The organism is Lagierella sp. ICN-221743 (assembly GCF_037890055.1).
GTDB lineage: Bacteria > Bacillota > Clostridia > Tissierellales > Peptoniphilaceae > Mediannikoviicoccus.
Genome location: NZ_JBBKBD010000004.1, coordinates 24,410 through 37,784, shown reverse-complemented (window position 1 = coordinate 37,784; position 13,375 = coordinate 24,410). Strand labels below are relative to the sequence as shown.

The window sequence follows — 13,375 nt, the reverse complement described above, 5'->3', positions numbered from 1 at the left end:
GTTATTTTTTCTTTATAAACATAATTCTTAGTGAATTAAACACTGCTATTATTGACACTCCAACGTCGGCAAAGACAGCTGCCCACATATTGGCATGGCCCATTACTCCAAGTATCATTACAATAAATTTAACTCCAAGGGCAAATACGATATTTTCCATTGAAATAAGTTTTGTCTTTTTAGAAATTCTACGGAATAGGGAAAGTTTTTTTAGTTCATTTCCCATTAGGGTAACATCTCCAGACTCAATTGCCGCGTCACTTCCAAGTTCACCCATTACAATTCCCACATCTGAAATTCTTAAAACTGGTGCGTCGTTTACTCCATCACCTACAAAGGCAACTCTACCTTCTGCCTTTTCTTTGATTTCGTTAAAGGATTTAACCTTGTCCTGTGGTAATAGACCCGCTCTATAATCATCAAGATTTAATTCTTTTGCAACTTCACTTGCTGCAACTTCTCTATCTCCTGTTAGCATAATAAGATTTTTTATGCCATGTTCTTTAAGCTCTTTAATGGTTTCCTTAGCATCTTTCTTTAAGCTGTCTGCAATTTCAATATGGCCTAAAAACTTTCCATTCTTAGCCACATATATCAATGTGCCAGAGCTTTTCACTTCTTCAATTAAAATATTATTTTCTTTTAAAAGCTTGCTATTTCCTAAAAGAATTTCTTCTCCATCGAGTTCACCACTAAGGCCCTTTCCCGGAATATCCTTAATATTTTTTATATCTAAGTTAACTTCATCTTTGTAATAGTCTCTTATGGACTGGGCTATTGGGTGGTTTGAATGTTCCTCCATCTTTTTAACCATAGATAGTAGTTCTTCTTCTGTGCATGACTTTGCTGAAACATTTATAACTTTAAATGAACCCTCTGTTAATGTTCCAGTCTTGTCCATTATAATTGTATCAACCTTTGACATGGACTCCACATAGTTTGAGCCCTTAACTAAAATACCATGTTTGGAACTTACACCGATTGATGCAAAGTATGCCAGTGGAATTGATATTATCATGGCACATGGACATGAAATTACTAAAAAGGTCAGTGCTGTGTATATCCACTTTTTAAATTCTTGATTTAAAATAATTGGAGGTAAGATTGCAATTACAACCGCCGCTATAACTACAATCGGTGTGTAGTAGCGTGCAAACACCGTAATAAAGTTTTCTGTTTCAGACTTCTTGTTGGAAGCATTCTTTACTAAGTCCAGTATTTGACTTACTGTTGAGTCCTTATATTCTTTTTTTACCTGTGCCTCTATAACACCTTCATTGTTAATGGATCCAGAAATTATTTCATCTCCAATGGAAACATTTAAAGGCATAGACTCTCCTGTTATTGAAGATGTGTCAAGGGATGACTCCCCTTTTATCACCACTGAATCAACTGGAACTTTTTCTCCGGGAAGTATTCTTATAATGTCTCCAAGTTTTAAAACTTCAGGCTTTACAACTTCAGTTTTGCCATTTATAACTAAATTGGCAGATTCTGGTTTCATCTTAACCAAGTTTTTAATTGACTTGGTGGAACTGTCAACGGCCTTGTCTTGTAAATACTCTCCAAGGGTATACAGTAACATTACCATGACTCCCTCTTCCCTTTGCCCAATGGCAATGGCACCTAGGGTTGCAATGGTCATTAAAAAGTTTTCATCAAAAATCTGTCCCTTACTAATATTTATAAATGCAGTTTTTAATATTGGAAAGCCTACCACAAGATAAGCTATAAGTTCAAGGGCAATATTAAGAGTATTATTCTTGCTCTTTATTAAATACGCCACTGCCATAAGTAGCGCAGAAATTGCCATTGTAATTAATTTTCTCTTTGACCCTGGCTCTTCCTCTTCATCTTCATCTTCTTCTATTTCATCCACAACTCTAAATCCAGTTCCCGGTTCAATCCTATCAACTATTTCCTTACATTCTCTAAGAGTTTGTTCATAGTTTCCGTCTTCCGTTTCCAAATTCAAAGTGCTATCTATTACATTTACATTTGCAAATTTTACATTTGGAAGATTGTTTATCTCCCTTTCAATTTTCGCGCCACAGTTGGCACATTTTAATCCATCTAATTTAACTTCCATAATCACTCCATAATGTGGTCAAGACCACTAATAATAATTTCACTTATATGCTCGTCATCTAATGAATAGTAGATGACCTTTCCATCTCTTCTGTTTCTAACAAGCCTTGCCTTTTTTAAAAGTCTTAGTTGATGACTTATGGCAGATTGTCCCATATCAAGTACACTTGAAATATCCGAGACACATAGCTCTCCTTCCCCAAGGGTTAAAAGTATTTTTAACCTAGTGGAGTCTGAGAACATTTTATAAAAATCTGCTAAGTCATAAATGTCTTCTTCTATAGGCAATGACTCTTTTGCTTTTTCTATTTTATCTATATTCTCCACAAAACCTCCTATGAATATATGAACAACTGTTCATTTGTTATTATTATTTTACCAGCCAAATTTTTTTATGTCAATACCTTTGCAATACTTTATGCAATAGATTATTATATGTGTAAGGGAGGATGAAATGAAAAACAAATATTTTAGAAAATTAATCGCGATTTTACTTTGTGTGTCTTTTTTAATACCACTAAGTTCAAAATCCGTTGCAGCAGGATCTGCAACACCAATACTAGGTAAATCTACAACTACAGTTCATGAAATGAAACTGTGGGCAAAATCTAGAAACGCAAACCAATTGTTTATAGACCTGGCACCGCTGTACTATTCAGTTTCAGTTAAAAGGGGAGTTGACCCAGCAGTAACCTACACCCAATCCGCAAAGGAAACAAACTTTTTAAGATTTGGTGGCGTGTTAGATGCGTCCTACTTCAATCCATGTGGACTAAAAACCACAGCGGGCGGCGGAGATAAAGACGCATCAGCCCATACAAGATTTAAATCATGGGAAGAGGGAATCACTGCACAGGTGGATCACTTGGCACTTTATGCCGGAGCAAATGGTTATCCTAAGGCCGACACTCCAGACCCAAGACATTTTGCCACAATTTATGGCAAGGCTCCAATGGTGGAAGATTTAGGCGGAAGATGGGCTCCAAGTAAAAACTACGGTATTGAAGTAGTTGCACTTATGAATGAGCTATACACATTCCCATACTCTTCTGTAAAGAGAATTTCAGGAACATCAAGATTTGAAACTTCGGCGCTAATAAATAAAAATGCAAATGTAGATTCAGATATAGCAGTAATTTCAAATGGCCATTCATTCCCGGACAGTATTGCAGCATCAATTCTTGCAGGCAATTTAAATGCCCATCTATTTCTAAGCGACCCAGGAAGAGTTACAGGAGAAATTGCAAACACAATTAACACTGGAACTATTTCAACTGTATATCTTGTTGGTGGAAATAATCTACCAGCCTCATATGTAGATACTTTAAGTTCAAAGGGAATCGAAGTTAAATATTTAAAGGGAAAGAGCAGATACGACACCGCAGTTAAGGTTGCAGAAGAAGACAGTTCAAAGGAAATAGTGTTCTTAGCAAATGGAATTTCATTCCCAGATGCACTTTCAATTGCAGGAGTTGCAAAGATGAAAAATGCAAACTTACTATTTACCGACGGAAAAACTTTAAACGAAGATGTAATGAATATAATTAAAGATGCATCAGAAGTTTATTTAATTGGTGGAGAGAACTCAATCTCCAAAGAAATTGAAAATAAGGTAAAGAATGTGGTTTCATCAGTTTCAAGAATTTCAGGAAATACAAGATATGAAACCTCTGTGCAAATTGCAAATAACTACTATAGCAATCCTGAATTTGTACTACTAGCTTCCGGCGAAAACTTTGCCGACGCCCTTTCAGGAACAGCACTGGCAAATAAATTAAATGCACCAATTGTGCTAAGCCAAAAGACAAAAACACCAAACGAATTAATATCTTACTTGAGAAACAAAAAAATAAATACACTTTATATTCTTGGTGGAAATGGTTCCATTGGAAACACAGTGGAAAGACAAATAAAATCAGTTTTAGATGTATAAATAAAAATCTCCCATGTGGGAGATTTTTTGTTCCTATTTTTTTATATTCATTCCTACAACCATTCCAATTAACATTCCTATACTTGTGCCAATTGCAAGATTTTCTACACCAAAGGCCGATCCTATGGCTGTGCCAAGACACATTCCTATGGCCATGCCCACTGCCATGGCATTGTCATCTTCATTATTGCTTTTGCTTTTATCTTTATTTTTAACAAGCTGTATAACATAAACCACCAATATACATATTAAAATAAGTGGCAGTACAATTCTAAGTATTTCCATTTTGTCTTCTTAAATCCCTTCTAGTTAAAATTCTAATTCACTTTCTGTAGTTTTTCTATTATCTCAATGCTATTTATAACTAGCTTTGGACAAACTGCCTTGAAGTTAGGATTTTTCTTTGCAAATTCCATAACCTTCTCTTTATCACCAACATTTACCCCAAGAATGTCTTCACAGAGTCTTTCGCAAGATACTTTTTCAAATTCCAAGTCAAATTCTTTCATCTTTCTATTTAGAATTAATCTGTCATTGTTTTCTAAATCATTTCCATATATAAGTCCAAGGGCCATGTATGCTCCTGTTATAACTCCACAAATATCTCCCTTTCCCATTCCTCCACCAAATGCGGAAGAAATTTTAAGTGCCTTGTTTATATCAAGTCCATTTTTTTCGGCAAAATAAGAAAAAACTATTTGGGTACAGTTACATCCCTTTGAACTCATCTCTCTTTGAAATTCTAAAGCTGTCATTTATTCCCCCTATATTTAAAACTGCTTTTCTTTTTAATTATACATTTACACTCTAAATATCAAAATATTGATTTTTTAATTTTTCATGTTTATTATAAAAAAGACTACTCTTTAGAGAGTAATCTTTTTTATACATGATTAGTGGTAAAATTTTAATACCAATATATCTTCGTCTCTTTTTATACTTATGCTAACTTTTTAATTTCTTCGAAGGCCTTGTCAAAGTCAACAGCATCTCCAGATTCTTTAACATATTCTGTATAAGTTACTTTGCCGTCCTTGTCAACTACGATGATTCCCCTTGCAAGTAACATGTTTTCTTTCATTAAGAAACCATATTTTCTTCCAAAGTCATGGCCATTGTAATCAGAAACTGTAACGATGTTGTCAATTCCTGCAGCCGCACAGTATCTTTGTTGTGCAAAAGGTAGGTCAACAGAAATAGTTACAACCTTAACTCCATCACCAAGTTCGCCCACCTTTTCATTAAAAGTTCTTGTTTGAATGTTACAAACAGGTGTGTCCACTGATGGAATTACTGAATAAACTACAACCTTTCCTCTGTCTTCCTTTGAATCATATACAGATAGGTCATTGTTTATTGCTTTAAATTCTGGAGCCTTTTCTCCAACCTTTACTTGTTCTCCTTCAATTGTTACGGGTGTACCGCCAAATGTTACTTTCATTTTATTACCTCCATTTTAATTTCATTTCAACATTACTTATTATACCCTTGTAATAAATTATAAAACTTTTAGTTATTCATGTTTATAATTAAAAAAATAATCCAAGGGATTTCTCCTTGGACTTTTTTACCTTTATATAAATGCGACCTTGTTTTTAATGAACACATCCCAAATATAAACTGCTATTGCCATTAGTAGTTTAAAATCTTTTTCATGTTCAACTTGAATTTCCATTTTTTCATATGGCTTGAAGCCCTGCTTTAACGATTTTATTCTGCCAAGGCCTTCAACATAAAATTCTTTTGCTCCCTTTGGCAAAGACATATGCTCTTCTACATTTCTATAGTCGAAGTCAATTAGTATGTCTGAGCCTTCCAGTCTTGAGACTATATGTCCCGTTTCTTTTTCATCTTCAAAGAAGACATATTTCTTGTCTTCGCTGTAGAAATGTCTTTTAATTCTAAGAATTTCATTTTTTGCTTCATCATAAAACACAAACTCCGCTCCTCTTGAAACGGTTTCATTTACAAATGCATCAAAGTATGATCCCGGGTCGCCAACCTTTTCGCCAACAACAACTAGGCTATCGTCTTCTGATTTATAAACTTTGAATCTGTCATTTACATATTTATCAATTTTAATTTCGTATATCATCTCGAGCCTCCTGGACTTTATGTATTTATTTTAGCATATAAAGCTTAATTAAACTATTTCACCATGAGATATTTTAGTAAAATTTTGCAATCAAAAAGCAACTCATAGGAGTTGCCTTGTTGAATTACTTATTAACTGCTTCTTTTAATGACTTTCCAGCTTTGAATACTGGTGCATTTGATGCAGGTATCTTAATAACTTCTTCAGGATTTCTTGGGTTTCTTCCTTCTCTTGCCTTTCTTGCTCTTGATTCGAAAGTACCAAATCCTACTAATTGAACTTTTTCTCCATCTGCTAGAGTTTCAGTTACTGTTTCAATAAATGCATTTAATGCTCTTTCTGATTCAACTTTAGTTAGTTGACTCTTCTCAGCCATTTTGCTTAATAATTCTGCTTTATTCATTTATTTCCTCCTAATAGTCTCTTGAATTTACCATTCTTTCTGATTATATCTAAATAAAAGCAAAGTTTCAAGGTTTTAAGCTGTTTTTTTAATATTTTTTTAAATTTTATAAAAACCTCTTCTCTACTCAGGTTATTTGTTTTGTTCTGTAGCCTCTTCTTGTTCTACTTTTCTGTCTATTTCTTCTTTTGCACCTGTAGCATCTTCATTCTTTGCATCCTTAGGTCCTATTTTGCTAAAGTCAAAGCTTGCAATTGCTTTTGCAGCGTCTTCTACAACCTTGCCATCTTTGTCAAAGAATTCAACTTCCATCTTATCGGTCTCTTCTTGTTTGAACTTAGAAATTTCTTCTTCTAGTACCATGTCAACATACTTTGCCTTGATTTGGTTTTCATAGAAATCCTTATCAAGTTCGTCAAATGTAGTTGCCTTTGAAATCTCTTGGATTATATGGAAACCAAATTGTGTCTTAACAAGTTCTTGGCTAACTTCGCCTGGGTTCATCTTTGAAACTGCTTCTGTAAACTCTGGAACCATATCTGCTCCATTAAAGTTTCCTAACTCTTCTGCTTTTATTGCTGTTCCTGAAGCAGTCTTTTCTTCTTTGTCTTTGTAGTCTTTGAATGCTGCTTCAAATTTATCTTTGTCACTCTTTACTTCGTCAAGCTTCTTTTGAGCTTCTTGTTTTATTTCTTCAATCTTAGCTTCGTCTGTTATTGGTTGACCATTTTCATCCATTGTTGAGAATAGAATGTGGTTTGCATTGTAAACAGGAAGTAGAGTATCTTTATCTTTTTCAATCTTCTTTTTAATGTCTTCATCTTTTGGTTTGAACTTTTCTTTTAACTTTTCATCAAGCTTTGTTAGGTAGTTTTGCTTTTCAAAAGATTTGTATTGCTCTTTTCTAAACTCTTCTTCAGTTTGTCCAGCGTCTTTTAAATATTTTTTAAGGGCTTCTTCTCCACCTGCTTGTTCAATTAGGTTGTCAATTGAAGCATTTACTTCTTTGTCAGTAACCTTGATTCCCTCTTTTTTAGCAAGTTCAACTGTCTTTTCTTGCATAACTAGAGAATTTAAAATTTTTCCTCTGATTCCTGCAACAGCCTTTTTGCCTTCTTCTGTTTCTTCGTCAAAGTTTTGAGCTTGACCGAACATTGCCATTTGCTGTTTATAATAGTTAAAATACTCCTCTACTTGGTCAGCTGAAATATATTCATCTCCAACCTTTGCAATTACATTTGCCGGTTTCTTTCCTGCCTTACCACATCCCGTTAATAATAATGAGGTGGTAAGTACTCCCATTAATATCTTTTTTGTAAAATTCTTCATTAATTACCTTCCTTTTTCTTATTAATATTATCAAAATTTAAAATCAGAACTAAGAGCCTTATTACTGGTTTTAAATCTTTAGAGTTAACAAATATCTTTGGCTTTTCACCAAGGTCAAAGTTCATACTGTCTTCAAAGTTTTCGCTAATATATTTTAATTCATCCATGTTGAGTTCTTTTTTGTCGCTATACTCAAGACCGAAGGAACCTTCTTTTTCAAATACTCTTATGAAACCTGCCTTTGCACTGTAAGACTTAGTTAGGGCAATGTCCATAATGTTTTGAACAGGCTTTGGCAAGTCACCAAACCTATCTATAAGTTCTTCTATGAGCTCGTCATAGTCGCTTTCGTCAATTATGGATGCAATTTTTTTATACATCTCAATCTTTTCACTTGGGTCGGAGATGTATGAGGATGGAATATATGCGTCCATCTTAATATCCACTTCAACTTCGGACATTCTGACTTTGTTTTTGTTCTCTCCTCTAATTTCTCCTAGAGTCTCCTCTAATAGTTTAACATAAAGATCGTAACCTATGGCAGAAATATGTCCAGATTGTACTTCTCCTAGAATATTTCCCGCACCTCTAAGCTCTAAATCTCTCATGGCTATCTTATACCCAGATCCAAACTCAGTAAAATCTTTAATGGCCATAAGTCTTTTTTCTGCCACTTGAGATATGCTCTTATTCTTTTCATATGTGAAATATGCAAATGAAGTTCTGTCGGACCTTCCAATTCTACCCTTAAGTTGGTATAGCTGTGATAACCCCATCCTATCGGCGTTATATACTATCATGGTGTTTACATTTGGTATGTCCATGCCCGTTTCAATGATGGTAGTGCAAAGTAGGATGTCGTACTTTCCATCTTCAAATTCAAGCATAACATTTTCTAATTCCCTCTCTGACATCTGCCCATGGGCAATAGCAATTCTTGCATCGGGAACTAGCTCTTGTAGTTTATATGACATCTCTTCAATGTCTTGAACTTTGTTGTATACAAAGTACACCTGGCCCGCTCGGTCCATTTCTTTTAGAACGGCGTCCCTAATAACTCCTTCATTATACTCTATAACATAAGTGTTAATTGGAAATCTCTCTTCCGGTGGTTCGTCTAAAGTGGACATGTCCCTTATTCCTACAAGACCCATCTGTAATGTTCTTGGTATTGGTGTTGCAGAAAGAGTCAACACATCCACATTTTCCTTTAAGCTCTTTAATTTTTCTTTGTCCTTTACTCCAAACCTCTGTTCCTCGTCTACAATTAAAAGCCCAAGGTCTTTGTACACCATATCCTTTGAAAGTAGTCGGTGGGTTCCTATTATTATATCCACAAGGCCTCTTTCAACGTCCTTTATAATCTTTTTTTGTTGCGCCGCCGTTCTAAACCTTGAAAGCATTTCAACTTCCACAGGGTAGTCGCTAATCCTCTGCATAAATGTGTTGTAGTGCTGTTGTGCAAGGATTGTGGTTGGTACCAATATGGCAACTTGCTTTTCGTTCATAACAGCTTTAAAAGCTGCCCTAATGGCAACTTCCGTCTTCCCATATCCAACGTCACCACATAAAAGTCTATCCATTGGCCTTTTGGATTCCATATCCTTTTTTATTTCTGCAATTGAGCGAAGTTGACTTGGAGTCTCTTCATAGATAAAGTCCTCTTCAAACTCCCTTTGCCAATTGCCATCCTTATCAAAGGCAAAGCCCTCTAGCTTAGACCTCTTTGCATAAAGTTCCACAAGTTCTTCCGCGATGGTCTCAACGGATTTTTTAGCCTTAAGTTTTGCCTTATGCCACTCAACCCCGCCAAGCTTATTAAGCCTAGGTCCCTTATCGGATCCTGTTCCAACGTACTTTTGTACCAAGTTCATCTGGTCTGTTGGTATATATAATTTGTCATTACCTCTATAGGTAATAACTAAGTAGTCTTTCTTAGTGTCCTGTACATTAATCTGTTCAATGCCCTGATATTGACCAATACCATGGTTTTCATGTACCACGAAGTCTCCCACTTCCAGGTCAGAGTAGTTTATTATTTCAGAAGAAGTCCTCTTCTTTGCAGTCTTCTTAGAACCTCTCTTTTCTTTTCCGTAGATTTCCCTAGTGGTTAGACAAGTGAACTTAAGTCTCTTATACTCAAAGCCCCTTGGCATGTTTGATGAAGATATATATATCATTCCCGTCAAGAGATTTGAATCAAAGTCTTCCACAATTGTGGCGTTTAACTTTTTATCCTGACATAAGTTTAATATTGATAAAGCCCTGTCCTGGGAGCCTGCAAAAATCACAAACTTTTCTCCCCTAGTGGTGTGACTGTGGAGATGTTCTTGTAACACATCCATGTTTCTATTGAAGCTCATGGCTTCAGAGGACTCTATAAGAATTTCCACATTGGGACTTAAAAGCCTTGTCTTTTTCGCCAGTGGAGTTACGTTTAAAACGGTGTTGTCCATAATGGACTTTATAATCTCTTTAAACTCTATAAAAATATCTTCGTGGGTAATAAACACCTCGCCCTTTTCCATTCTATAGGCAATGTCCTCTTTAAACATCTGATTGATTTCACTATTTCTGTCATACACTCTAGATATGTCATCTACAATAATTACAGAGTCCTTTGGAAGATAGTCAATTATATTATTATAGTCCACCTTCTTCAAATAGGGCACAACTAAATCCGGATTTGAAATCTCATATCCGTTCTCTATATACTCTAAAATGTCGCCATACTTTTCAATCAGCTTGTCCTTGTCCACTCCATACATGGTTGAACGCTCTGCAATGTCTAGGTCTCTGCAAAGTCCCTTTATAATCTTTTGTCTAATCTTTGAATCAAGAATTAATTCGCTTGCAGGCACCACCTTGATTTTATCTATTTTTTCAACTGATCTCTGGTCTGAAATGTTGAAGGTACGCATGGAATCTATTTCATCATCAAAGAGCTCTATCCTAACAGGATATTCTTCCTGTATCGGATAGATGTCCACAATTCCGCCTCTAATGGCAAATTGGCCACGGCCTTCAATTATGCTCACTCTCTCGTAGTTTAACTCTATTAATTTTTCCGAAAGCTCATCTAAATCCAAGGTCTTTTCAACCGCAATTTCCAAGGTCATGTCCTTGTAGCGATTTTTCTTTGTGAGTTTTCTTTGAATTGCCCTGGAACTTGCAACGGTTATAAAGGGTTTCCCCTCCATAAGTCTATTTAATACTTTAAGTCTTTGATCTTCATTCTTCTTTTCCAGTGATGAAAAGTTGTAGAAGTTCAGTTCAATTTCTGGAAAGTGTTCAACTATACTTGAGTCCACTACTTCCAGGTCGTCCACAAGTTTTTTCGCCGCCATCTCATCTTCGGTGACGATTAGAATGTTCTTGCCCTCGTTTTTATATATGGAGTAAACTAAGTGATATAAATTCTCCTTAACAATACCATGAAGATATATAGAATTTTTTTTAAGTTTTAAGCTTTCTGAAAGTTTTTGGTATTCTGTTAAATTTTTTAGTGTATCTGTAAAAAAATTCATCTCTTCATCCAATCATTATTCACTGTGATTAATGCCATTGTAAAGGTTCATGGCATCGTTCAGTCTGTCATCTATTAATAGTTCCACAGCCTTTGCTGCGTCTTCTATTTCTAAGTCTAAGACCTTTTGTTCCTCTTCGGTAAAATTACTTAACACAAAGTCAGCCAGGTCCATTTGGGGAATTTTTTTCCCTACGGATATTTTAACTCTTGGAAAGTCCTGCGAATTTAAATGGTATATTATGGATTTCATTCCATTGTGACTTCCCGCTGAACCCTTTTGTTTTATTCTAATACTACCCCAAGGTATATCGATGTCATCGGTGATGACTATAATGTCCTGCGGAGAAATGTCATAGTAATTTGCACAGTCCAACACGGCCATTCCCGAATTATTCATAAATGTAAGAGGCTTCATAAGTATTACCTTTTCTCTTCCTATGCGTCCTTCGCCAATGCCCGCCCTAAACTTTTCTCTGTTTATGTCGATACTATTTCTCTTTGACAGTTCATCAATTGTCATAAAACCGACATTATGTCTATTCTTTAAATATTTTTGTCCTGGATTTCCCAGTCCTACTACTAATTTCAATTACTTCTTTTGATTCCTTTCCTCTCTTCTCTTAACCCATCCAGGGATATTTGCCTGTTGGCCCCTTTCAATGGATAAATCGCCACTAGAAACATCTTTTGTTATTGTTGATCCCGCAGCGATAAAGCCCTTTTCTCCAATGTGAACTGGAGCAACTATATTTGCATTTGAGCCTATAAATGCTTGGTCTTCTATCTTTGAACGATGTTTATTAATTCCGTCGTAGTTTACAAATATTGCACCACAGCCTATGTTAATATGTTCTCCTAGGTCTGCGTCGCCCACATATGCTAAGTGGCCCGCCTTTGTAAAGTTACCTACAGTGGCATTTTTAACTTCCACAAAGTTTCCAATGTGAACATGCTTTCCAAGATTTGAATTTGGTCTTAGATGTGCGAAAGGACCAATGTCTGTGCCTTCTCCCACATGGCTTTTTTCTATAACGGAAGATTTTATAATTACATTATCTTCAATGATACTGTCGCAAATTGTACTATCTCCGGTTATTACACAGTCTTCTCCTATGGTAGTTTCTCCCATTATCTTTGCACCGGAGTGAATAATAGTGTCTCTACCAATCTTCACTCCATCTTCTATGAAAATATTTGAAGGGTTTTCAAGTACAACTCCTTCTAACATGTACTTTTCATTTATTCTCTTTCTTAAAACTTCTTCCGCCTCTGAAAGTTGAAGCTTTGAGTTTATTCCATGAACTTCCTCTTCATCAGGGATTTGGAAAGTTAAAATCTTTTCTCCCTCTTCTCTAATGATTTGGAAGATATCTGTTAGGTAAAGCTCCCCTTGGTCGTTGTCGCTATCAAGTTTTGAAATAGAATTCTTTAAAGAAGCTCCATTAATAATCATAATTCCAGAATTGTACTCTCTTATTTTTAGTTGTTCCTCTGTACAGTCCCTATGTTCAACTATCTTTAAGAAGTATCCTTCATCGTCTTTTATTATTCTGCCAAGACCCTCTGTGTCATCTGTAACAGCTGTTAATACAGTTGCCACTGAACTTTTTTCATTATGGTAGTCCATAAAGTTTTTCAAAGTCTCTCCCCTTATAAGTGGAGCGTCCCCTGTAAGGATTAAAACAGAATCATCATCTTTAACTTCATCTAATGCAAGGCTTACTGCATAGCCTGTTCCATATGGAAACTCCGGACCAATCTTTTGTTCTTTAATTACAAGGTCTGAGTCTTTGAAGAGCTCTTCTAAATCATTTTTGTTTTTTCCTGCAATAAGTACTTTCTTTTTAACATCACACTCATCACATGCGTCCATTACATATTTTATCATCGGTTTGTTTATAAGTTTATGAAGTACCTTTGAATGTTTTGATTTCATTCTAGTGCCTTCACCTGCTGCCAATATTATTGAAATATTCAAAATATTACCTCCATAATTCA

12 protein-coding genes are annotated in these 13,375 nt (G+C 35.4%); 1 reads left to right on the top strand and 11 read right to left on the bottom strand.

Annotation, left to right across the window (positions count from 1 at the left end):
* Position 1: 1 nt before the first annotated feature.
* Complete coding sequence (locus WKS98_RS02940; protein WP_498916764.1) at positions 2 to 2,089, bottom strand: heavy metal translocating P-type ATPase; 2,088 nt, start codon at positions 2,087 to 2,089, stop codon at positions 2 to 4.
* A gap of 2 nt (positions 2,090 to 2,091) precedes the next feature.
* Positions 2,092 to 2,415: an ArsR/SmtB family transcription factor gene (locus tag WKS98_RS02935; RefSeq protein ID WP_498916762.1), complete on the bottom strand. Its 324-nt coding sequence runs from the start codon at positions 2,413 to 2,415 to the stop codon at positions 2,092 to 2,094.
* Between the two features lie 127 nt (positions 2,416 to 2,542).
* On the opposite strand from WKS98_RS02935, the gene WKS98_RS02930 reads away from it, so the two are divergent.
* Positions 2,543 to 4,021, top strand: coding sequence for a cell wall-binding repeat-containing protein (locus WKS98_RS02930; RefSeq protein WP_498916760.1), 1,479 nt, complete (start codon positions 2,543 to 2,545; stop codon positions 4,019 to 4,021).
* A gap of 33 nt (positions 4,022 to 4,054) precedes the next feature.
* Here WKS98_RS02930 and WKS98_RS02925 read toward each other — a convergent pair whose 3' ends face one another.
* The 9 genes from WKS98_RS02925 to glmU all read right to left on the bottom strand — a co-directional run bounded on the left by WKS98_RS02925 (position 4,055) and on the right by glmU (position 13,355).
* Positions 4,055 to 4,306, bottom strand: coding sequence for a glycine zipper domain-containing protein (locus WKS98_RS02925; protein ID WP_498916759.1), 252 nt, complete (start codon positions 4,304 to 4,306; stop codon positions 4,055 to 4,057).
* A 32-nt stretch (positions 4,307 to 4,338) separates the two neighbouring features.
* Positions 4,339 to 4,776, bottom strand: a complete 438-nt coding sequence (locus WKS98_RS02920) for a C-GCAxxG-C-C family protein (RefSeq protein WP_498916757.1) — start codon at positions 4,774 to 4,776, stop codon at positions 4,339 to 4,341.
* Between the two features lie 185 nt (positions 4,777 to 4,961).
* On the bottom strand, positions 4,962 to 5,462 hold the full coding sequence (gene tpx, locus WKS98_RS02915) for a thiol peroxidase (RefSeq protein ID WP_498916755.1): 501 nt from the start codon (positions 5,460 to 5,462) through the stop codon (positions 4,962 to 4,964).
* Between the two features lie 132 nt (positions 5,463 to 5,594).
* A complete protein-coding gene (locus WKS98_RS02910; RefSeq protein ID WP_498916753.1) occupies positions 5,595 to 6,116 on the bottom strand; it encodes a hypothetical protein in 522 nt (173 codons plus the stop codon).
* A 124-nt stretch (positions 6,117 to 6,240) separates the two neighbouring features.
* Positions 6,241 to 6,519: an HU family DNA-binding protein gene (locus tag WKS98_RS02905; RefSeq protein ID WP_237036953.1), complete on the bottom strand. Its 279-nt coding sequence runs from the start codon at positions 6,517 to 6,519 to the stop codon at positions 6,241 to 6,243.
* Positions 6,520 to 6,651: 132 nt separating this feature from the next.
* The gene (locus WKS98_RS02900; RefSeq protein ID WP_498916751.1) at positions 6,652 to 7,848 is read right to left on the bottom strand and encodes a peptidylprolyl isomerase; all 1,197 of its coding nucleotides are present in this window, start codon (positions 7,846 to 7,848) and stop codon (positions 6,652 to 6,654) included.
* A complete protein-coding gene (mfd, locus tag WKS98_RS02895; RefSeq protein ID WP_498916749.1) occupies positions 7,848 to 11,375 on the bottom strand; it encodes a transcription-repair coupling factor in 3,528 nt (1,175 codons plus the stop codon). Before mfd ends, WKS98_RS02900 begins: the two co-directional genes overlap by 1 nt.
* A 15-nt stretch (positions 11,376 to 11,390) precedes the next feature.
* Positions 11,391 to 11,966, bottom strand: a complete 576-nt coding sequence (gene pth, locus WKS98_RS02890) for an aminoacyl-tRNA hydrolase (RefSeq protein WP_498916747.1) — start codon at positions 11,964 to 11,966, stop codon at positions 11,391 to 11,393.
* Positions 11,967 to 13,355 carry a bifunctional UDP-N-acetylglucosamine diphosphorylase/glucosamine-1-phosphate N-acetyltransferase GlmU gene (glmU, locus tag WKS98_RS02885; protein ID WP_498916745.1) on the bottom strand — a complete coding sequence of 463 codons (1,389 nt, stop codon included), beginning with the start codon at positions 13,353 to 13,355 and terminating at the stop codon, positions 11,967 to 11,969.
* Positions 13,356 to 13,375: the final 20 nt, after the last annotated feature.

What these genes read in the sequence shown, in the direction of transcription:
- WKS98_RS02925 (WP_498916759.1), bottom strand. Translation starts at nt 4,306, where the DNA reads ATGGAAATACTTAGAATTGTACTGCCACTTATTTTAATATGTATATTG.
- tpx (WP_498916755.1), bottom strand. Translation starts at nt 5,462, where the DNA reads ATGAAAGTAACATTTGGCGGTACACCCGTAACAATTGAAGGAGAACAA.
- WKS98_RS02920 (WP_498916757.1), bottom strand. Translation starts at nt 4,776, where the DNA reads ATGACAGCTTTAGAATTTCAAAGAGAGATGAGTTCAAAGGGATGTAAC.
- WKS98_RS02930 (WP_498916760.1), top strand. Translation starts at nt 2,543, where the DNA reads ATGAAAAACAAATATTTTAGAAAATTAATCGCGATTTTACTTTGTGTG.
- WKS98_RS02900 (WP_498916751.1), bottom strand. Translation starts at nt 7,848, where the DNA reads ATGAAGAATTTTACAAAAAAGATATTAATGGGAGTACTTACCACCTCA.
- WKS98_RS02910 (WP_498916753.1), bottom strand. Translation starts at nt 6,116, where the DNA reads ATGATATACGAAATTAAAATTGATAAATATGTAAATGACAGATTCAAA.
- mfd (WP_498916749.1), bottom strand. Translation starts at nt 11,375, where the DNA reads ATGAATTTTTTTACAGATACACTAAAAAATTTAACAGAATACCAAAAA.
- WKS98_RS02940 (WP_498916764.1), bottom strand. Translation starts at nt 2,089, where the DNA reads ATGGAAGTTAAATTAGATGGATTAAAATGTGCCAACTGTGGCGCGAAA.
- WKS98_RS02905 (WP_237036953.1), bottom strand. Translation starts at nt 6,519, where the DNA reads ATGAATAAAGCAGAATTATTAAGCAAAATGGCTGAGAAGAGTCAACTA.